The sequence below is a fragment of the Intrasporangium sp. genome (assembly GCF_040414665.1).
Classification (GTDB): Bacteria; Actinomycetota; Actinomycetes; order Actinomycetales; family Dermatophilaceae; genus Intrasporangium.
This window is the reverse complement of sequence record NZ_JBEDUL010000158.1, coordinates 1-19,488: the sequence shown is the minus strand read 5'-3', so window position 1 is coordinate 19,488 and position 19,488 is coordinate 1. Positions and strand designations below refer to the sequence as shown.

At 68.8% G+C, this 19,488-nt stretch carries 23 protein-coding genes and 1 pseudogene; 14 read left to right on the top strand and 10 right to left on the bottom strand.

All coding sequences use genetic code 11. The annotated features are described in order from the left end of the window. Positions 1-49: 49 nt before the first annotated feature. Complete coding sequence (locus tag ABF401_RS16960) at positions 50-619, bottom strand: GNAT family N-acetyltransferase (protein ID WP_353510757.1); 570 nt, start codon at positions 617-619, stop codon at positions 50-52. A 570-nt stretch (positions 620-1,189) separates the two neighbouring features. On the opposite strand from ABF401_RS16960, the gene ABF401_RS16955 reads away from it, so the two are divergent. Continuing rightward, complete coding sequence (locus ABF401_RS16955; protein WP_353510756.1) at positions 1,190-1,681, top strand: DUF4825 domain-containing protein; 492 nt, start codon at positions 1,190-1,192, stop codon at positions 1,679-1,681. Positions 1,682-1,731: 50 nt separating this feature from the next. Here ABF401_RS16955 and ABF401_RS16950 read toward each other — a convergent pair whose 3' ends face one another. Next, on the bottom strand, positions 1,732-2,139 hold the full coding sequence (locus ABF401_RS16950; RefSeq protein WP_353510755.1) for a DUF6855 family protein: 408 nt from the start codon (positions 2,137-2,139) through the stop codon (positions 1,732-1,734). Between the two features lie 555 nt (positions 2,140-2,694). On the opposite strand from ABF401_RS16950, the gene ABF401_RS16945 reads away from it, so the two are divergent. The 8 genes from ABF401_RS16945 (at position 2,695) to ABF401_RS16910 (ending at position 9,445) form a co-directional block, all read left to right on the top strand. Then, entirely contained in the window at positions 2,695-3,828 is a 1,134-nt protein-coding gene (locus ABF401_RS16945; protein ID WP_353510754.1) for an acyltransferase family protein, read from the top strand. 85 nt (positions 3,829-3,913) lie between these two features. Further along, on the top strand, positions 3,914-4,561 hold the full coding sequence (locus ABF401_RS16940; protein WP_353510753.1) for a GNAT family N-acetyltransferase: 648 nt from the start codon (positions 3,914-3,916) through the stop codon (positions 4,559-4,561). 88 nt (positions 4,562-4,649) lie between these two features. Further along, positions 4,650-5,102, top strand: coding sequence for a VOC family protein (locus tag ABF401_RS16935; protein WP_353510752.1), 453 nt, complete (start codon positions 4,650-4,652; stop codon positions 5,100-5,102). A gap of 111 nt (positions 5,103-5,213) precedes the next feature. Next, positions 5,214-5,960 (top strand): DUF4190 domain-containing protein, encoded by a 747-nt coding sequence (locus tag ABF401_RS16930; protein ID WP_353510751.1) that lies wholly within the window; start codon positions 5,214-5,216, stop codon positions 5,958-5,960. Between the two features lie 223 nt (positions 5,961-6,183). Further along, a complete protein-coding gene (locus ABF401_RS16925; RefSeq protein ID WP_353510750.1) occupies positions 6,184-6,552 on the top strand; it encodes a YciI family protein in 369 nt (122 codons plus the stop codon). Positions 6,553-6,560: 8 nt separating this feature from the next. Beyond that, entirely contained in the window at positions 6,561-7,796 is a 1,236-nt protein-coding gene (locus ABF401_RS16920; RefSeq protein WP_353510749.1) for an RNA polymerase sigma factor, read from the top strand. Positions 7,797-7,908: 112 nt separating this feature from the next. Beyond that, positions 7,909-8,793: an oxygenase MpaB family protein gene (locus ABF401_RS16915; protein WP_502908275.1), complete on the top strand. Its 885-nt coding sequence runs from the start codon at positions 7,909-7,911 to the stop codon at positions 8,791-8,793. Between the two features lie 46 nt (positions 8,794-8,839). Next, positions 8,840-9,445: a GyrI-like domain-containing protein gene (locus tag ABF401_RS16910; RefSeq protein WP_353510747.1), complete on the top strand. Its 606-nt coding sequence runs from the start codon at positions 8,840-8,842 to the stop codon at positions 9,443-9,445. 243 nt (positions 9,446-9,688) lie between these two features. Here the strand turns inward: ABF401_RS16910 and ABF401_RS16905 are convergent, their stop codons facing one another. After that, positions 9,689-10,132, bottom strand: coding sequence for a VOC family protein (locus ABF401_RS16905; RefSeq protein WP_353510746.1), 444 nt, complete (start codon positions 10,130-10,132; stop codon positions 9,689-9,691). Positions 10,133-10,236: 104 nt separating this feature from the next. Here ABF401_RS16905 and ABF401_RS16900 point away from each other — a divergent pair, with 104 nt between their 5' ends. Beyond that, entirely contained in the window at positions 10,237-11,178 is a 942-nt protein-coding gene (locus ABF401_RS16900) for a helix-turn-helix transcriptional regulator (protein WP_353510745.1), read from the top strand. Between the two features lie 46 nt (positions 11,179-11,224). Here ABF401_RS16900 and ABF401_RS16895 read toward each other — a convergent pair whose 3' ends face one another. Next, the gene (locus ABF401_RS16895) at positions 11,225-12,412 is read right to left on the bottom strand and encodes an aminotransferase-like domain-containing protein (RefSeq protein WP_353510744.1); all 1,188 of its coding nucleotides are present in this window, start codon (positions 12,410-12,412) and stop codon (positions 11,225-11,227) included. 25 nt (positions 12,413-12,437) lie between these two features. Next, on the bottom strand, positions 12,438-13,097 hold the full coding sequence (locus ABF401_RS16890) for an RraA family protein (protein ID WP_353510743.1): 660 nt from the start codon (positions 13,095-13,097) through the stop codon (positions 12,438-12,440). Positions 13,098-13,207: 110 nt separating this feature from the next. On the opposite strand from ABF401_RS16890, the gene ABF401_RS16885 reads away from it, so the two are divergent. Further along, positions 13,208-13,960, top strand: coding sequence for an SDR family oxidoreductase (locus tag ABF401_RS16885; protein WP_353510742.1), 753 nt, complete (start codon positions 13,208-13,210; stop codon positions 13,958-13,960). Positions 13,961-14,010: 50 nt separating this feature from the next. After that, a complete protein-coding gene (locus ABF401_RS16880) occupies positions 14,011-14,427 on the top strand; it encodes a VOC family protein (protein ID WP_353510741.1) in 417 nt (138 codons plus the stop codon). Between the two features lie 13 nt (positions 14,428-14,440). Here ABF401_RS16880 and ABF401_RS16875 read toward each other — a convergent pair whose 3' ends face one another. After that, a complete protein-coding gene (locus ABF401_RS16875; RefSeq protein WP_353510740.1) occupies positions 14,441-15,112 on the bottom strand; it encodes an HAD family hydrolase in 672 nt (223 codons plus the stop codon). 303 nt (positions 15,113-15,415) lie between these two features. Between ABF401_RS16875 and ABF401_RS16870 the strand changes: the two genes are divergently transcribed. Beyond that, positions 15,416-15,925, top strand: coding sequence for a mycothiol transferase (locus ABF401_RS16870; RefSeq protein ID WP_353510739.1), 510 nt, complete (start codon positions 15,416-15,418; stop codon positions 15,923-15,925). Positions 15,926-15,953: 28 nt separating this feature from the next. Here the strand turns inward: ABF401_RS16870 and ABF401_RS16865 are convergent, their stop codons facing one another. Beyond that, positions 15,954-16,934 carry a helix-turn-helix transcriptional regulator gene (locus ABF401_RS16865; protein ID WP_353510738.1) on the bottom strand — a complete coding sequence of 327 codons (981 nt, stop codon included), beginning with the start codon at positions 16,932-16,934 and terminating at the stop codon, positions 15,954-15,956. 63 nt (positions 16,935-16,997) lie between these two features. On the opposite strand from ABF401_RS16865, the gene ABF401_RS16860 reads away from it, so the two are divergent. Next, on the top strand, positions 16,998-18,281 hold the full coding sequence (locus ABF401_RS16860; RefSeq protein WP_353510737.1) for an epoxide hydrolase family protein: 1,284 nt from the start codon (positions 16,998-17,000) through the stop codon (positions 18,279-18,281). A gap of 34 nt (positions 18,282-18,315) precedes the next feature. On the opposite strand, the gene ABF401_RS16855 is transcribed toward ABF401_RS16860, so the two are convergent. From ABF401_RS16855 to ABF401_RS16845, 3 genes and pseudogenes are all read right to left on the bottom strand, one after another. Further along, positions 18,316-18,795 carry an SRPBCC family protein gene (locus ABF401_RS16855; protein WP_353510736.1) on the bottom strand — a complete coding sequence of 160 codons (480 nt, stop codon included), beginning with the start codon at positions 18,793-18,795 and terminating at the stop codon, positions 18,316-18,318. Continuing rightward, positions 18,782-19,159: an ArsR/SmtB family transcription factor gene (locus tag ABF401_RS16850; RefSeq protein ID WP_353510735.1), complete on the bottom strand. Its 378-nt coding sequence runs from the start codon at positions 19,157-19,159 to the stop codon at positions 18,782-18,784. The genes ABF401_RS16855 and ABF401_RS16850 overlap by 14 nt, the downstream gene beginning before the upstream one ends. Positions 19,160-19,288: 129 nt before the next feature. Beyond that, positions 19,289-19,488: pseudogene (locus ABF401_RS16845) on the bottom strand (HNH endonuclease); the annotation flags it as partial.

Sequence of the window (19,488 nt, the reverse complement as noted above, 5' to 3'; positions counted from 1 at the left end):
GAGCGAACAGCCAGTCACCGGCATGAGCGTGCACCTGCGGAGCCAGGACTCAGCGAGTGCGCACCGGCTGGGAGGACGGCTGCCACTCCCGCCTGAGTAACCCGAAGACCCAGGAATCCGAGACCTCGCCATTCACGACGCAGTCTTCACGCAACGTCCCTTCGCGCACGAACCCGAGCTTCTCAAGCACACGGGCGGATGCGATGTTGCGCGTATCTGCCTCAGCCTGGACACGATTCAGGTCCAGAGTGTCGAACGCCCATCGGAGCAGAGCACGCGCGGCCTCCGTCGCGTAGCCGTGGCTCCACGACGCCTCGGTGAAGCAAAAGCCCAATGAGGCGCTCCGATAGTCCTGGTCCCACTTGCTCAAGTGGCACCACCCGATGAATGCTCCGTCGGAGTCGCGGTCCACGGCTACCCGCGCCCCAGTACGCTCTTCGGCCATCTGCCGGCAAGTCTTGATGAAACGCTCGGAGCGCCCGGGATCGCTCCAGGGCGGCGAGTCCCAGTAGCGCAGCACATGCGCGTTGCTCTGCACCTCGAAGAGGTCGTTGGCATCTGTGTCGTCGAAGGGGCGCAGTTGCAGGCGAGGAGTCAGCAGCGTGGGGGTCGGCAACATTTGCGTCGTGTCCCTCTCCGGTCGTTGTCCCGTTCACCCAACGTCTCGTGGGCCCCGTCCGCAACGCATTTTCTCGGCCCTCGAGAAAGAGTGAGAGCGCTCATCGGCACGATCGGTCGGCGGCAGATCCGGGCGCGTGGCCCACGTGGTCCCCGACCCAGCGCCACCCACTCGAGGTCGTCCGCACCAATCCAACCGCGGCTGGGATAGTGCGCACCCGGTGCCATGAACGCCGCACTTATCCAGCCGCAGCTGGATAAGTGCGTGCAGCGCGCCTCACGTCCGACCATGGCATGCGAGTCAAACGTCTTCCTTCCATGGCGAGGTGGCCAAGCTTTCGCGAGCCTGCCCCGAGGGCTGGGTTGTGAAACGTACCCCGCGTGGGGTCATGCAAGGTTGGCTGCATCTCGACAACGGCGACACCGGTTCCGAGGACTCCGAATGGGCGAACGCCGAGCGGTCAGTAGCGGACTCCACGGGCTGACGGTCGACCGCACGGGGCCTTTCGCCTGGCTGCGATCGTTTCGCCTCGCACCGACCTCCAGGGGGCAGTAGAGTCGCGCGTGCGGTTTGGCCGTCGAACCGGAAGACACCATCAGGGGTGAGAAGTTGATTCGTTGTTTCGCAACGGTCATCGTGGCGGGCGTAATGCTCGCCGGGTGTGGGACGTCACAGGACGGCGAGCTCACTTACTCGCAGACACTCTGGGATGCGCACACACCGTTCGTGGGAGACAACTCGCGCGTCGCGGCGCTGGTCAACCTCGCAGGCCCCACCCCCGAGGGGCAGTACAGGCTCAGCCTCCAGACCGGCAAAGCTCCCTATGGACTCACCATCGAGGTGCTCGATGCGGACAAGCCGTGCCGGGACCTCAGCGTTGACCGCTCCCAGATTCTGCTCCTTGGTCTGATCGAGAACTTGGACCGCGTGACGGTGACCTGCGGGGAGGAGACGCGCACGGCCACCGCCGCCGAGACAACGAGAGCGCTGGGGTTCGACGTCAAAGCTCTCGGCCGGGACAGAAGCCGGCTCGCCGCCTACGTAGGCGAGCAGGCTGACTGAGTCGGCTGACGGCTGCCCCGTCCCCGCGCCTCGCGGCTGGGTGTGCTCGTTCAGAGAGCACGAATCTGGTTGTTCCGCGGTTGGTGCGTTAGTTCTGCAAGGCCTTTCGCCTCGAGCAGCGGCGGAAGGTACATACCAAATCGGCCTCGGTAACCCTTGCGCAGGCCGTACCAGCCCGCAACCGGGTTGTCCGCGGACCGGCCCCATGCCTCGACAGTGCCAGGGGCAGGGTCCTTAGTCTCGTCGGTAGCGCCGAGGTCGACCCACCCACCCTGTTCGACGAGCCAGCCATGCAGGTCCTGCACCGCGCTGAGGTGGTAGCGAAGGGTCGTCGACCCGACCTGGCAAACCAGCGCCGGCGGGTCGGCATCTGGGTCGGCGTACATCAGGTACGTCGACGAGCCCGGTGCTGTGGTCAGCACCCAAGGGTCCGTCGCAGTGCCGGATCCCTCAGCCATGAGAACCTCCTCGACGACGTCACGTCACCCGACTCTGTTACTGGCGGTGACCGCGGTCCACGACCAGCATGGCATGCGATCATCAAGCTGCGGTCACACGACGCGAGCCCTGCATCGTGCGGCGCCCCGGCCGGCGGATGCCCGCCCTACGCCCGGCCCCACATCAGCGTCATTCCGCCGCGCCATCGAACGCCTGCCTGCCGTCGACGACGGTTGTCACGAAAGTCGGTCAGCCCACAGCCAACGGCCGCCATTCCAAGGGCGGCTCGGTTTGGTCGGGGGGCTCCTCTGGATGGACGCCTCGTCCGCCTCCCGAGGAGATCGTCGCCGACGCTTGGTGACTCCGTCTCGCCATGGACGTGCGCTGCCGACCTGACCAAGCCACGTGGACTCTCCAATGCCTTGCTCCGGAGGCTAGGACGTCACGCCTGAGGGAGCGGCAGGCTCACCACGCCCGCCGACTGAACCACCCGGGCAATCACGTCGTCGTTCTATCGACGTGGATCGCGGTGAGCGCCGCCTCGGCGCTTCAGCGAGATCGGAAGTGGAGCTCGATTGCGGACTGGGGACAAATCGGCCATCCGTGACGGCGGCGGCCCGACACTGGTCCTCGGGCGCTGGGCGGTGAGCGACGGCGGCTACCGGCCCGCCCTGGACGGAGTCCGGGCCGTAGCAATTCTGCTGGTACTGGGTCAGCACGCCCCCACGAGGCCGTTCATCAACGGCTACGTCGGCGTGACCGTGTTCTTCTGCCTGTCGGGATACCTCATCACCACCATATTGGTCCGCGAGCTCCAGACCGGCACCATCGATGTTCGCGCGTTCTATCGCCGACGAGCGGCGCGGCTCTATCCGGCGTTGCTGACGGTCGCAGTCGCGACCGTCGTGGTGCTCCTCATCGGTCGCCCGGACCTCAGCGTTGGGCAGATCTTCGCACCGGCCGGCTCAGCTGCGACGTATACGACCAGCCTCTTTGACTGGGCGGGCCACCCCTTCGCCACTCGGGACTACTTCAACTACACGTGGACGCTCTCCGTCGAAGAGCAGTTCTACCTGGTCTGGCCTTTCGCACTGCTCTGGGGCTTTCGTCGCAGTCCTCGGCTGTTCGCCGCGCTCACCGTTTCGCTCATCGCGATCACCTTGGCGCTCGACCTCGAACTCGGCCTGAGTCGACAGGTGTTCTTCGATCAACACGAGTATGTCGGGACCGACACAAATGCGTTGCCCATCCTGGGGGGCTCATTGCTGGCGATTGTGGTTCACAAGGGCTGGCTGTCCGGGATCGTTCGCAAGCTCGCACCATTCGCCATGCTGGGCGCTGTTCTCCTACCCCTTCTGGCTTATCGGAACGACACCTACCACACCTCCTTGGTGATCATCGCGGGAACTGCGTTGACGCTCATCATCTTGATCGGTGTGTTGACACGTCCGCATTCGGCAGTTGCACGGTTCCTGGCAAGCGGCCCGATGCAGCGGTTGGGAGAACGCTCGTATTCGATCTATCTCTGGAATGTCCTGGCCAGAATCGCGATCCTCAATCTGTTCGGACATACGGTCATCGGCGACATCGCCTGGGTGGCCATGTTCGGCGTTCTGGCCGAGGCCAGCTTCCGGTTCGTCGAACGTCCGCTGCGGGCCAGGCTCGCGCGGAGATCCGGTGCGTTCGGTCGTCCCCGCCTTTCGTGGTGAGCGTGATCACCCCCGTGGCACGATGTCACCTTTCGCGCCACCGAACTCGGATGCGTGACTGCGCGCTGTCGCCTACGGTCGAGCCGTGATCAGCTACCCCCCTTTCGGCGTGCAGGTCCGCACACCACGACTCGAACTGCGGGCCGCGACCGACGACCTCCTTGAACAACTTGCGCCCTTGGTGCGGGACGGCAAGGCAGCAGCGGAGCCGCCCCCTTACGACGACCCAATGTCGCTGTACGAGAGTGACCCCGAGCTGCGGGTGCAGCGATGGTTGCAGGGCATCTGGCGGGGTCGGGGCAAGGTCGAGCCGGATTTCTGGCGCCTGTACTTCGCCGTGATCGCCGATGGTGAACCCGTTGGGATGCAGGACCTCATCGGCGACCGCTTTTCCATACTCGGCACGGTGACGACCTTCTCGTGGCTGTCCGCAGACGCGAGAGGCAATGGCCTCGGAAAAGAGATGCGCGAGGCCGTCCTCCATCTGGCCTTCGAGGGGCTGGGAGCACGGGAGGCGGGCAGCGATGCGTTCCTCGACAATGCCGGTTCCAATGCGGTGTCGAAGTCCGTGGGCTACCGCGAGAACGGCACTGACTGGGACACCCGCCAAGGCGAACCAGCCCTCCTGCAACGCTGGCGCCTCACCCGAGAGTCTTGGCTCGAACGGCGCCGAGACGACATAGACCTCCACGGCGAAGCAGTCTGCAGGGAGTTCCTTTCTCGCAGCCGTTGATGCCACCTGTGCTGCGGATCAGGCACACAGTCGACCAGTCCTGCGGCCGTCCCCGGACCTGTCAGTGGGCCGGTCTAGCGTCAGGGGCATGGTGACCTGGCATCTGACGATCGACTCGAACGATCCGGCGCGCATGGCGCGCTTCTGGGCGCCGGTGTTGGGCTACGTGCCCGAGCCGCCGCCCGACGGTTTCGACTCCTGGCTGGCCTACTACCAGCACGTGGTGCCCGAGGAGAACCTCAGCGGCGACCCGGACGACTACATCGACCGGATCATCGACCCGGCTGGCGAGGGGCCGAAGATCTGGTTCCAGCCCGTCCCGGAGAAGAAGACCGTCAAGACCCGCTTCCACTTCGACATCTACGTGGCCGACCGTTCCGCCCCGATGGACGAGATCATCGCCACGGTCGACGCCAAGGTGGCCGAGCTGGTCGAGCGTGGCGCGACCATCGACCATCCCAACCGGATCGACACCGACACCCTGCAGCGCTATGGCGTGGTGATGCACGATCCGGAGGGGAACGAGTTCTGCGTGGCCTGATGCCCGGGGCCCATGACCGACGCAGCCCTCACCTGGACCTCAAGCCCTTCGTGACCACATCGTGTCCGTTTCGTACGGCAATGTCAGGTGCTCCATGGGATCGTCTCGCACGTGACCACACCTCCGCCCGAGACGCCACCGAGCGGTGCCCTCTTCCCGCCACCGACTCCCGGCACGAACCCGCCGCTCCCCACGCCAGGGGCAACCGAGCCATTGCCTCCCTTCCCGCCAACCGGCGCGCCCCAGGTGTCCCCGCAGGGCGCCAACGGCTTCGCCATCGCGGCGCTCGTCTGCGGGCTCCTGTTCTTCGTGCCTTTGTCCGCGATCCTCGCGATCATCTTCGGGATCGTCGCCCTGGCACAGATCCGGAGGACCCACCAGCGCGGGCGCGGCATGGCGATCACCGGCATCGTCATCGGCTCGCTGGCCATGGTGGCCGTCATCTCGGCCATCATCTGGGTCGTGGTCGACGCACCAGACCGCGGCGCCGATGGCACACATGTCACGTCGGGGACGGAGCTGATCGAGTCGCTGCGGCCGGGAGACTGCTTCAGCGGCGTCCAAGACGAACGGCTCCGGTCGGTGACGGCGCATCCGTGCGCCGAACCGCACGAGGCACAGCTCGCCGCCGTGCTGACCCTTGACGACGGCCCCTTCCCGGGCGTGGAGGAGGCCAGCGCCCAGGCTGAGGACGCCTGCATCGACAAGGTTGATGCGCTCGTCGGAGCGGACGTCACCGAGGAGCTCGACCTCCTCTACCTCGTCCCGGACTCGTCGTTCGCCTGGAACGCGGACCGCACGGTCCAGTGCATCTTCGTCGCCGTTGACGGCGAGATGACCGGCTCAGTCCTGCGGTAGCGCGCGGGCGCCGCCGACCCAGCACAGCGGCATACGGCTCATTCCGTATGCCGCTGGGCTCGCTTGCGCTCGCGCCTTGCCGCCGGCGCGCGCTGGCCGCCCGCCGCAGGCGTGATCAACACGTCCTGAAACACGATGATGATCTGCTGTCGTATCCGCGCTTTCGGCGACGACCACGAGGTGGCAGCCCAGGCAGGGGCACCGACCGACCGAGGAGAACATCGTGAAGTACCTGATCGTGATGCACATCGACCCGACCGTCCTCGAGAACCTCACCGAGGAGCAGCAACAGGCGATCGGTGACGGTCACACCGCCTTCATGGCAGCGACCAAGGAGAGCGGGGAGTTCATCAGCACCCAGGCGCTCGGCGATCCCAGCACCTCCAAGGTGGTCCGCAGCCGCGGCGGCGACCTGGAGGTGACGGACGGGCCCTTCGCCGAGGCCAAGGAGTTCCTCGGCGGCTTCTATCTGGTCGATGTCGAGGATGAGGCCCGCGCCATCGAGCTGGCCAAACAGATTCCCGACGCGCGGATCCCCGGGCTGGCCCTTGAGATCCGTCCCGTCGTGTTCGCGGACCTGGGCACGGATTGAGCATTCCGATGCACGCGGGCGAGAGTGTGTGGCGCGAGCTGGCCCCACGCACCCTCGCCCGCCTGCTCCGCACCTATGGCAGCGACCAGTTCGAGCTGTGCGAGGACGCTGTCCAGGACGCGCTCCTCGACGCCTTCCGACAGTGGACTGATCGACTGCCCGACGACCCGCAGGCCTGGCTGGCGACAGTGGCCCGGCGTCGGTATGTCGACCGAGTCCGTGCTGACGCGCGGCGACGTGAGCGCGAGACCCGCGCGACGATGCTTGACGCGCCGCTGGCCCAGGACACCACCGAGACCGGCTCGGACGGCCTCGACACGGGCAGTGACGACGCGCTGCTCGTGCTCCAGCTGTGCTGTCATCCGGACCTGCCGCGCTCCGGTCAGGTTGCGCTGACACTTCGTGCGGTGGCCGGGCTGACGACACGCCAGATCGCGAACGCCTACCACGTGCCGGAGGCGACGATTGCCCAACGGATCACTCGGTCCAAACGGCGGCTCACCGAGCTGGACCGCGCCTTCCCCCAGCCGCAGCACGTCCACGAGCGCCTGGCACCCGTCCTCGACGTCCTCTATGTCATGTTCACCGAGGCACACCACACGACGAGCGGCGCGCCGGCGCAGGACACCGACCTTGCCGCCGAGGCGATTCAGCTGGCTCGCACCCTTCGCAACGCAGCGCCCGACTCCACCGAGGCGGCCGGCCTCCTGGCGCTGATGCTGCTCACCGAGGCGCGCCACCCAGCCCGCGTCGGCCCCCGGGGACAGCTCATCCCGCTCGACGAGCAGGACCGGCACCGGTGGCATCGACCCTTCATCGATGAGGGGCTCGCCATGCTCGACGAGGTGACACCTGGCGCGACGCCTGGCCCGTACCTGCTCCAGGCCTGCATCGCCGGACTGCACGCCGCGGCGGCCGACGCCGAAGCGACTGACTGGGACGAGATCCACGCCCTGTACACGGTGTTGGAGCACCAGACGCTCGGGCGTAACCCCACGATCACCCTCAACCGAATCGTCGCCCAGTCCATGGTCGAAGGCCCCCGGGTCGGACTAGCAGCGCTCGAGGTGCTGGCGCACGAGCACCCTCAACTGGCCCGGCTCGACTCGGTCCGGGCACACCTGCTCGAGCGCTCCGGTCGCATTGACGAGGCGATAGCCGCCTATCAGCGGGCGATCAGGGTGACCGTCAACGTCGCCGAGCAGCAGTACCTCCGACACCGACTGCACCGGCTCAAGCGATAGGCCGGCTGGCGATGGCACCAGCGTGCCAGGTCGCCAGGTCGGCAGGTAGGCAGGTAGGCAGGTAAGCAGGTCGACGTAGTGTGGGCACGTGGTCGTCGACAACGTGAGCCGGATGGTGCAACGGCGGCTGGGCCTCGCCCTACGCGCCCGTGTGGCCGGCGAGGACGCCCCCGAACGAGCCCAGCGAATCTGGGGCACGACAGGCCCCCGCTGGTTCACGCCGCAGGACCCCATCTGGCGCGTCCATGCCGATGCCTCGATGTTCGCCGGCGGGATCACCTCCCTGCTCCTGCAGTCGCTGCACCCGTTGGCCATGGCCGGTGTGGCTGGGCACAGCGGCTACAAGAGCGACCCGTGGGGGCGGTTGCAGCGGACGAGCCACTACATCGCGACGACGACCTACGGGACGATCGAGGACGCTGAATCCGCCATCGCCAAGGTTCGCGCAATCCACGAGCGGGTCCGCGGGCGCGACGAGCGCGGACGCGCCTACCGGGCCAGCGACCCGCACCTGCTGCTCTGGGTCCACGTCGCCGAGATCGACTCCTTCTTGCGCGCCTACCAGGCGTTCGGCGCCCACCCGCTCGGCCCGCGGGAGACGGACCGCTACATCGAGCAGACAGCCGTCGCCGCGCGCCTGCTGGGCGTGCCCGAACCGCCGACGGACGCGCTCGGTCTGCGTCGGGCCCTCGATTTGTACCGCCCGGAGCTGGAGGGGACCACGGCGGCGCGAGAGGCGGCCCGGTTCCTCCTGCTCGATCCGCCGCTGCCGCTCGTCGCACGCCCCGGCTACGGCACGCTCGCCTCCGGCGGGGTTTCGTTGCTGCCCCACTGGGCGCGAGCCATGCTGCGCATTCCCCTGCCCACCCTGGTCGCCCGAGGCCTCGCGCAACCGCTGGGCCGGCTCGGCGTCGCAGCGGTTCGCTGGGGGATGGCGGGCATCGAGGCCAGACGTCCCCACCTCGCCGCTCAGGCCCTCGAGGCCGGCGAGGCCTGACCCGGTGCAGCTCGGCCGCAAACGTCAATGGAGCAGGCGGTAGCTGGTGGAGAAGATCGACCTCAAGCGCGAGCTACGGGAGTACTACGCACCGAAGCGCAACCCCACCGTCGTCGACGTGCCTGAGCTGGCGTTTCTCATGGTCGACGGGCACGGCGACCCGAACACGTCTGCGGAGTATCGCGATGCGGTGTCGGCAATCTTCTCCGTCTCCTACGCCGCGCGGTTCGCTCTCAAGCGCGCCGGGGTCATCGACTACGGCGTGATGCCGCTCGAGGGTCTGTGGTGGGTGCCCGACATGGCGACGTTCTCGACCGCGGACAAGTCCGAGTGGGACTGGACCATGATGATCCTGCAGCCCAGCGAGGTGACCGAGGCGGTGCTCGCGGAGGCGAAGGTGAGCGCCGCTGCGAAGCGATCTCTTCCCGCGCTCGATCGGCTGCGACTCGAGCGGTTTGCGGAGGGAGCAGCCGCACAGGTGCTCCACGTGGGTCCCTACAGCGCCGAGGGGCCGACCATCACGGCCTTGCACGACTTCATCGGCGAGCAAGGCCGCGAGCTGGCCGGCAAGCACCACGAGATCTACCTCGGCGACCCTGCTCGCTCGGCGCCCGAGAGGCTGAAGACCATCATCCGCCAGCCGATGCGCTGACGCGCGGTCCCAGCCCAGCGGCATACGGCATGTGTCGTACGCCGCTGAGCCGGCTTCCAACGCAAGCCAACTCGCAACACGCCCGGCACCGCGTAACTCACCCTGAAGCAACAGTGGTGAGTTCCGAGGTCTCGGGCGTGTTGCGGGGTGGGACGAGCGGGAGGCGAGCGACGAGCGGGAGCGGGCGCAGCGGCAAACGACCTATGCCGTATGCCGCTGAGCCAGCTTCCAGCGCAGGTGAACTCAGGTGGTCGGCCTGGTTGCCCGGCGTGGCGCCTTGGCCCGCGTCTCGAGCATGTCGAGGTAGTGCTCGTTGTACATGACACCGAGGACGTTGCCGAAGGGATCGACGACAGAGGCCGTGACGAAGCCTTGGCCCCGCTCGGTGGGCGGCTCGTGCGGTGTCGCCCCGAGCGAAAGCAGCCGGGCGTAGGCGGCCTGGGGGTCGTCGACCGCCCAGTACGTGATGGTTCCTGAGGGACGGTCGGCCTGTCCGCCGGTGGTCCATCGGGCGTCCACGATGCCGAGCTCCGCTTGGTGGTCGCCGATCCGGAACTCGACGTACGCCGGTGCCGCGGCGTCGGGCCGGGTGAAGTAGGGCCGGACTCCGAGCAGCTCGGTGTACCAGTCGGCCGCTGCCGCGACATCGGTGGCGACGTAGGTGATGGTGGTCAGTCCGCGCAACACGGGTTTCTCCTCAGTGGACGGGACCCGGCGCTTCCGGGTGGTCCCTCAAGGCTCGCGCAAGAAGTGCTCACCCTCTGAGCACTTTTCTCTGACATTCTCGGAGCATGCGCGCCGACCGCCTCGTTGCCGCCCTGCTGCTCCTCCAGCAGCGCGGCCGAGCCACCGCGTCGGAGCTCGCGGCCGAGCTCGAGGTTTCGGTCGCCACGGCCCGGCGGGATCTCGAAGCGCTGTCCGCGGCCGGCGTCCCGGTGTATCCGCAGCCGGGTCGGGGCGGCGGCTGGTCGCTCGTGGGCGGTGCGCGCACCGACCTCAGCGGCCTCACCTCGGGCGAGGCGCAGGCGTTGTTCCTCCTCGTGGGGCCCGCCGCAACCGTCTCGGACGAGGCCAAGGCGGCACTACGCAAGCTCGTCCGCGCCTTGCCGGCGACCTTCCGGGACGACGCCGTGGCGGCCGCCGCGGCGACGACGATCGACCCGGCCAGGTGGGGCGATCCGGTCCGCCCCGAGCCGACAGCGGTGGGCGAGCTGCGAACCGCGGTGGTCCAACGCCGACGAGTCCGCCTCACCTATCAGGGCCGTGCCGCCGCTCAGTCACACCGGCTGGTCGAACCGTGGGGACTGGCCGACAAGGACGGGGTCTGGTACCTGCTCGCCGGCACCGATCGAGGGCGGCGCACGTTTCGCGTCGACCGGATCGTCGCGGCCGAGATCACGGACGAGAGGTTCGGGCGGCCCGAGGGCTTCGACCTCGACGCGGCATGGGCGGACCTCGTCGAGGAGCTGGAGGGCCGCCGCTCCCGAGTCTCTGCGATGGTGCTCGTCGACCCACGCCACGTCCCCATCCTGGCCGACCAGTTCGGCCGCCACTGCCACGAGGTCGGGCGCCAGCCGGACGGCCGCGTGCTGGTGCGGCTGGGCGGCTCGATCCCGCTGGACATCGCCAGGATCCTGGCCGGCTGGGGCAACCTCGTCGACGTCGTCGAGCCGCAGTCAGTCAGGAACCTGCTCGCCCGGCTCGGCACGGAGCTCGTGGCGGCCTACACCTGACGGAGGACGTTGTCGCGAGCGCTGCCGCCTGGCAGGCGTGCGGTCGTCAGGCCAGGGCCTCGGTGAGCAGGCCGCCCATGGCACGGACGCCGGCGACGAGCCGGTCGTCGGGGATGCCCGAGAAGCTCATTCGCGCGTGATGCGCCTCGGGGCGCTCGGCAAAGAACGGGGCGCCGGGCACGACGATGACCCCGGAGCGGGGGATGAGGACGTCGCGCTGGAACGCCGCGACGTCAAGACGCTTCGGGAAGGTCACCCACGTGAAGAGTCCACCGTGTGCCCGGGTCCAGCTGATGCCGGCGGGGAAGTGCTCGGCGATGGTTGTCAGCATGAGGTCGCGCTTGGCTCGGTACGTCGGCAGCATCGACGCGATGTGGCCCTCGATGTCGAAGCCGCCGAGGTAGGCCGCGGCAGCCCGCATGTTGAGGGTGCCGTTCTGCGTATCGGCGGCGAGCTTGAGGAGGGACAGCTTCTCCAGGACCTCCGGCGCGGCCAGAGCCCAGCCGAGCCGAAGTCCGGGGGCCAGGATCTTGGAGAAGCTGCCTAGGTGGATGACGCGTCCCGTCGTGTCGAGGCTCTTGATCGACGGCACCCGCTCGCCCTCGTAGCGCAGCTCGCGATACGGCGTGTCCTCGAGGATGACGATGTCGAACTGCTCGGCGAGCTCGACGAGCCGGCGTCGGCGGGCGAGGCTCAGCGTCCGACCGGTGGGGTTCTGGAAGTCGGGCACGGTGTAGATGAGCTTGACCCGCTCGGTCGTGCGCAGCACCTGCTCGAGCGCGTCCGTGTCCATCCCCTCCTCGTCCATGGGCACCGACAGATAGGCCGGCTCGCACGGGTTGAAGGCGATGAGCGCGCCGAGGAAGGTGGGCCGCTCGGTGACGATGACATCTCCCGCGTCGATGAAGAGCTTGGCCGTCAGGTCGAGGCCCTGCTGTCCGCCCTGGGTGATGAGCACGTCGTCCGCCGTGCAGGGCATGCCGTCCGCCGTGAGCCGGGCCGCCACGTGGGCGCGCAGCTCAGGGAGCCCGTCGGAGGCGGTGTACTGGAGAGCCGAGGCGTTGTCCGGGGTGAGCAGGTCGTCGTAGATCTTGTGCAGCTCGCCCATGGGGAAGAGCGTGGGGTCCGGGTATCCACCCGCGAAGGACGTGATCGCGGGGTCTCCTGCGAGAGACAGGAACTCGCGGATGGCAGACGGCTGGATGCGTTGGGCTCGCCGGGCGAAGTCGGTCATCAGGAGCCTCCCTCGGTCAAAGCGGTCAGGACTGGAACGACAACCCGGCGGGGCGCCCCTCGCGCAGCGCCGTCAGGTGCTCGTCGTAGTTCATGACGTCGAACAGCGAGGCGCCGTCGAGCATGCGAGCCTGGAGGCCCTTCTCCCGTGCCTCGATCGCCTCGGCCGTGTCGACGGCTCCCGCGAACTCCTCGTCCGAACCGACGAGGAGGCCGTCGTTGTCCCCCACGATGAGCTCACCCGGCTCGATCGCGATCCCCGCCACGTCGAGGACGACACCGGTCTCGGGAGGGGACTGGGCGGCATACGCATGGGGCGCGACGCCGGTGGCCCACACCGGCAACGACAGCGTGGCAAGGGTGGCGCTGTCGCGACACCGGCCGTGGATGACGAGCGCGGCGAGGCCGCGTCTCTGTGCCTCAGTGGCGAAGAGCTCGCCGGCGACTGCGCGGTCATCACCACCAGCGTCGACGACGAGGACGTCCCCTGGACCCGCCTCGCGGAGTGCGTGGATGACGGACATGAGGTCGCGATTGGCTCTGGCCGTGACAGCCCGCCCAACCGCGTGGCGACCCAGCACGAGCGGCCGGATCACCGGCGGAAGGACACGGAGGCGCGGCTCGGCGTCCACGAGGCTCGTCGTCGACAGGTGTCCCAAGCGGTCGAGCAGATTGTCGGTCGTCACGCGATCATCCTCACATCGCCAGCAGCTCGTCGTCATGGCCGAGCCGTCGTGCAGAGAGCCGCCCGAGCCGGTGTGGCCGGCGGCACGTGCCACTGTGCCAGAGTGTGCGCATGCGGATCGCGGTGGCGGGAAGCAGCGGCCTGATCGGTGCGCAGCTGTGCCGCCTGGCCCGAGCGGCCGGTCATGACGTGGTGCCGATGAGCCGGACCGACGGCGTCGACCTTCTCGATGCTGACGCGGTCGCCGGCGCCCTGGAGGACGTCGAGGCCGTGGTGGACGTGACCCGGCCGACCCAGATGGGTCTGGCCGCAGCGCGCGACTTCTTCACCACCGTGGCGCGCAACCTGGCCGCCGCAGGGAACCGGACGGGCGTTCGCCGGACCGTGGTGCTGTCCATCGTGGGCGTGGAGCGTGGACAGGACTACGACTGGTACGTCGCCACTCTGGCCCACGAGGAGGCAACGCGGATTCAGGCACCGGGTCCGCGGGTGCTGCGCAGCACGCAGTTCCACGAGTTCCCCGGCCAGGTGCTGGAGCGCGCGCTGACGGACAGCAAGGAGCCGGGCAGCGTGCAGATCATGGATGTGCCGATCCAGCCTGTGGAGTCCATCGAGGTGGCCCGCGCCCTGCTCGACCTGGCCACGGATCCCGACGCCGGCGACCGACAGCTGGCCGGCCCGGGTGTCGAACGGCTGGTCGGCCTCGTGACCGACCTGGTCGCCCACGATGGACTGGACGTGGACGTCCTGCCGGGGCCGGCGCCGGTGAGCATGGCGGGTGGCTCGATGCTCCCCGACCCGGGCGTCATCACGGCGGGCGTCGACTGGCACACCTGGCTCCAGCGCCGCGGACGGCGCGACTGAGGCGTTGTTAACCGGTGGCCTCGCGAGCCGCGAGTCTGAAGGATGCCGGCATGACCCTTCGAATCCAGTGCATTGTCATCGACTCGGCCGATCCCCAGCGGCTTGCGGGCTTCTGGGAGGAGGCTCTCGGTTGGCGCCGCACCCACGACGCCCCGGACACGGTCGCTCTCGAACCGCCCGCTCGGTCTCTCGAGGACGGAGTCGCCGCGGACCTTCTCTTCGTCCGAGTTCCCGAGGACAAGGCCGGCAAGAACCGGCTGCACCTGGACCTACGACCGGACGATCAGGCGAGCGAGGTCGCCCGAGTGCTCGCTCTCGGCGCGGCCCACGTCGACGTGGGGCAGGGGACGGACGCCAGCTGGGTCGTCCTGACGGATCCCGAGGGCAACGAGTTCTGCATCCTCAAACCACTCACCCCGGAGCAGAACTCGCAGCTGGACGACATCCGACGCAGCCGAGTGCTTTGACCTGGCCGCCGACCTATGACCCGGAAGCGAGGGACTCGACGAGGTCGACCGTGACGTTGTCGACGTGGTCGACCACGGCGTCGGCACGTGACAGGGCGTCGTGAGCCGGCGGGAATGCTGGCCGCGGGACCGCGATGACGTGCATCCGTGCCCGCGATGCCGACCGTAGGCCGTTGCTCGAGTCCTCAATCGCCACAACGGCTTCGGGTGTGACATCGAGGTGCCTGGCGACTGCCAGGTAGATCAGGGGCGATGGCTTCCCTTGCTCAACCTGCTCCGTCGACATGGTCACCCGGAAGCTGTCCGTGAGGCCCGCCTCCGCGAGTACCGCGTCGATGAGACGGCGGGGCGAGGACGAGGCGAGGCCGAGCGGCCACCGTTCAGCGAGCCGGCGCACGGCCTTGGTCGCGCCGGGCAGGAGCGGCAGGTGCTCTCGATACCGTTCCGCCATCCGGGCGATGACGGTCTTGGCCACGTCCGGAGGGGGACCTGGTATCCCGACGGTGTCGACGAGGTAGGTCGACCACTCCTGGGTGTTCATGCCCATCATCCGGTGGGTGGCGTCATCGGGCCACGACCGGCCATGCTCGGCGGCGAGCCCGCTGCGGACCTCGTTCCAGAGGCCCTCGGAGTCGACCAGCACGCCGTCGAGGTCGAAGATCACCGCTTGCACGCCGCTACTCATCCGTCTGCTGTCCCGGTCAGGAGGCGGCGGACGAGTTGCCGTCGATCGCGATCGTCTGGCCGGAGATCGACCAAGCCGCGTCGGATGCGACGAACCGACCTGTGTTCATGTCACTCCTCAACCCGGCTCGATCCCGGATCCATACCCCCAAACCAGCCGTTCACCCGCAACACGCCCGGCAATCCGAAACTCGCCCCTGAAGCAACCGGGATGAGTTCCGAGGTTTCGGGCGTGTTGCGGGTGAAGGGCTGGGGCGCTGCGGTCACCCTCGCGCCGGCTCACCGGCTCTTGCGATAGTGGGGCATGACGCAGCTCCGGGAACCTGCTTCGACCGAGGACCTGCGAGGGCTCCTGCTGGACTACCTGGACTTCTATCGATCGGTGCTCGCGGCGAAGGTGTCGGGCGTGTCCGAGGAGTTCCTCCATGCCTCCCGTGTGCCCTCTGGCTGGACCCCGGCCGGCCTGCTCAACCACCTGGCGCACATGGAGCGCCGGTGGCTCCACTGGGGATTCATGGCCGAGCCGGTCGACGAGCCGTGGGGTGACAGTGCGGGAGAGGGTTGGACGTCCCAGGAGCAGGGGGCAACCGCGCTGATCCGGCAGCTGACCGACGTGGGCCGCCACACACGGGAGATCGTCGCGAACCACCAGCTGCACGAGCACGCTTCTGTCGGCGGGCGATTCGCCACCGCCGCAGAGGCACCCCAGCTGCACTGGATCCTCCTCCACGTCTTGCAGGAGTACGCCCGGCATGCAGGGCACCTCGACATCGTTCGCGAGCTGACCGACGGGTCGACGGGCGAGGAGGGGTGACTTCACCGATGACCCTTCGGACGACCGGTCATGACCCGCTGCCGGCGCGACTGGCCCGTTCATAGCGGCTGGCGAGGACCCGCAGCCACTCGGTCAGCTCCGGTGACTCAGTCGGGTCGATGCTGAAGTCGGCACCGAGCATGCCCAGGTGGACGGCGAGGAGCTCCGGCGAGTCCGACCCCACGTCGAGTCGGCAGCTGGACGCGTCGATCGGCTCGATGGCGGCAGGCCACGGCAGGCGCGCTGCCACGACGGCGGCGGGCGCGGAGACGGTCACGCGGGCGCGGTAGGCCCAGGTCGCGGTCGCGAGCTGGCCCGAGACGCGCTCACGCACCTCCGCATCGGCCAGGTCACGCGGGGCGAACCGCGGCCCGGCAGGAAGCCGCAGCTGCATGCGGTCCACGCGAAAGGTGCGCCAGTCCCCGCGGTCGACGTCGTGTCCCAGCAGGTACCAGCGACGGCCGGTGCTGACGATGCGATGGGGCTCGACGACGCGACGGCTCTCGGTCCCGCCGTGGGACGCGTAGTCGAACCGGAGCCGCTCATGGTCCCGGCACGCATTGGCGATCGCCAGGAGCGTGTCCGGGTCGACCGACGGCGTGGGAGCCGCGATCGGTGGGACCGTCACGGTTGCCGCGGTGAGGGAGGCGACCCGGCGGCGAAGACGCGCCGGAAGGAGCTGCTCGAGCTTCGTCAGCGCCCGGATCGAGGTCTCCTCGATGCCCTCGATGGCACCGGAGGCGGCGCCGCGCAGCCCGATCGCGACGGCCACGGCTTCCTCGTCGTCGAGGAGCAGGGGCGGGACGGCGGCACCCACGCCGAGCCGGTAGCCGCCGCCGACTCCGGGCCCGGCGTCCACGGCATAGCCGAGCGCACGGAGGCGCTCGATGTCGGTGCGGATGGTTCGGGCGCTGACCCCCAGGCGCTGAGCGAGCTGATCGCCCGTCCAGTCGCGGCGGGACTGGAGCAGTCCCAGGAGGCGCAGGAGCCGGGCGGAGGTCTCGAACATGTCGACAAGTCTGGGCCTCATCGAGGAAGAAAGTCTTCCGCAATTGCTCGTAGCGTCGGTCTCATGACGACACACACCGAAGCCACCGGCCCGACCCCGCCCAGCGTGGACTCCGCCGCCATTCGCCCCTTCCGCATCGACGTCCCGCAGGCCGACGTCGATGACCTCCACGCTCGCCTGGCCGCGGCGCGGTGGCCTTCGACGCCGATCGCCGCTGACGACTGGAGTCGGGGAGTCCCGCCCGCCTACCTCCGGGAGCTGGCCGACTACTGGCGCGGCGCCTTCGACTGGCGTGCCCAGGAGGGGTCGCTCAACGCCTTCCCGCAGTACACGACCGACATCGACGGCCAGACCGTCCACTTCCTCCACGTCAGGTCCGCAGAGCCCGATGCCCTGCCGCTCATCCTGACCCACGGCTGGCCGAGCTCGCCGGTCGAGTTCACCCGACTCATCGGGCCGCTCACCGACCCGCGGGCCCACGGCGGCGACGCGGCCGATGCCTTCCACGTGGTCGTGCCGAGCCTGCCGGGATACGGATTCTCGACGCCGCTGTCCGACGCCGGCTTCAACCTCTTCGGAGTCGCTCGGGCGTGGGCTCAGCTGATGACCCGCCTCGGGTACGAGCGGTTCGCCGCCCATGGCACCGACGTCGGTTCGGGCGTCGCCGGCATGCTTCCGATGGTCGCCCCGGGTCGCGTCGTCGGAATCCATCTGACCGGGACCGCCGCCGCGGCTCCCTTCGACCCGCCGCTCGACCCCGACGCCTTCGGCGGCCCCGACCGCGAACGCGCCCAGCGACACAACACCTTCCGGGAGGACGGCACCGGGTATCTCGCCATCCAGTCGACGCGCCCCCAGACGCTGGCCTACGGTCTGCACGACTCGCCTGTCCTCCAGCTTGCCTGGATCGTCGAGAAGTTCCACGAGTGGACCGATCCAGCGCAGCCCCGACCTGATGAGGCCGTCGACCGAGACCAGCTCCTGACCATTGTCAGCCTCTACTGGTTCACCGGGTCCGGGGCGTCCACGGCCCATGCCACCTACGACGGCATGCGGGCGTGGCGGGTGTTCGCGGCGCACCAGGCTGCTGGCCGCTCAGGCTCCGATGGGGACGATGCCGGCGGCCAAAGCGACTGGGGTGCAGTGCCGCCCGCACCTCCAACAGCCGTGGCGGTCTTCGCTGCCGACACCACAATCCGTAGCCTGCTCGACCCGACCGGCACGGCCCACTGGTCAGAGTTCGACCAGGGCGGCCACTTCCCCGCCATGGAGGTGCCCGACCTCCTGACCGAGGACATGCGGGCGTTCTTTCGCACGGTGCGATCGGGCACGAGTCCGGCCGTGTGAACGGCACGTGCGCAACGGCCCGACGTCGCGACGCTCAGGCGGTGGCCCCGTCGAAGAGCGCCGCAAAGCGGTCGAGGTAGAGCGGCCAGCCCTGGGCGTCGTTGACGCCGTCGCGGACGCTCTCCCAACCGGTGCCGTGGCGGTCGAGGTGACGATGCTCCAGCTCGACCCGCGTCTGGTCACCCTCTGCCAGGAACTGGACCTCCACCTCGCTCGTGTGGTCGAGATCGGTCTCGAGTCCCCATCGCGGGCTGATGTCCCACGTGAAGAGCAGCCGGTGCGGGGCCTCATAGGCGAGGACGCGAGCCCACCGGCACTCGCTTCCGTCCGCCGCACGGTCGAGGATGTTGCCACCGACCCACGGTTCAAGGACGGTCTCGGTGATCGGCGCCGACAGGAGGTTGTGCTCGCGCGGCTTGATGTCGCCGAAACGCTCGGTGAAGACCTTGAACGCAATCTCGGGAGGGGCCGGGACGACGATGCTGTGGCGGATGACGGTGTCAGTGGTGGTCATCGGGTCTCCTTGGGGGTGTGGTGGTGCTGCCCGCGCGGTCCTGCGCGAGCTCGGCCTGGTAGCGGGCGACCTCGGCGGCGTAGTTGTCGAGCGTGCGCTGCCAATACGCGTCGAGCTGGTCCCGGAGTGCGGCGAGGGCAACCGGGTTGAGCCGGTAGATCCGGCGGGTGCCCTCGGCCCGGTCGCTCACGAGCCCGGCGCTCTTGAGGACCTTGAGGTGCTGTGAGACTGCGGGACGCGTGACGGGCAGTCCGGCCGCCAGCTCGCCAACCGCCTGCGGTCCTTCCGCGAGCGACGCAACGATCGCGCGCCGCGTCGAGTCCGCCAGCGCATCCCACCCGTCTACCGCTTGGTTAGCATTCACTAACCGTTAGTGAACGCTTACCAAGGTTCGCCTGTCAAGGCCCCCCGGGGCAATCGATCACGTCGTATGCCGCTGAGCTCGTCCCCGCAGACGTGACCTTTGGCTCCTACCGACCTGAGCGAAGACGACTCAGGCGGCGAGCTGCTCGGTGAGCCATCTCTCGATCGGGCTGGGTGATGCCTCGGGGCCGGTCGCTGTGGGCTGGAGCTCGACGAGCCCGGGCAGCAGGGGTGGCGCGGTCGAGGCGTACTGGTGCCCGGTGGGCGTGGCGATGTGCACGGTGTGCGGGGTGCTGCTGCCGGCGGTCGGTCCGGGGTCGGCCACGCGGG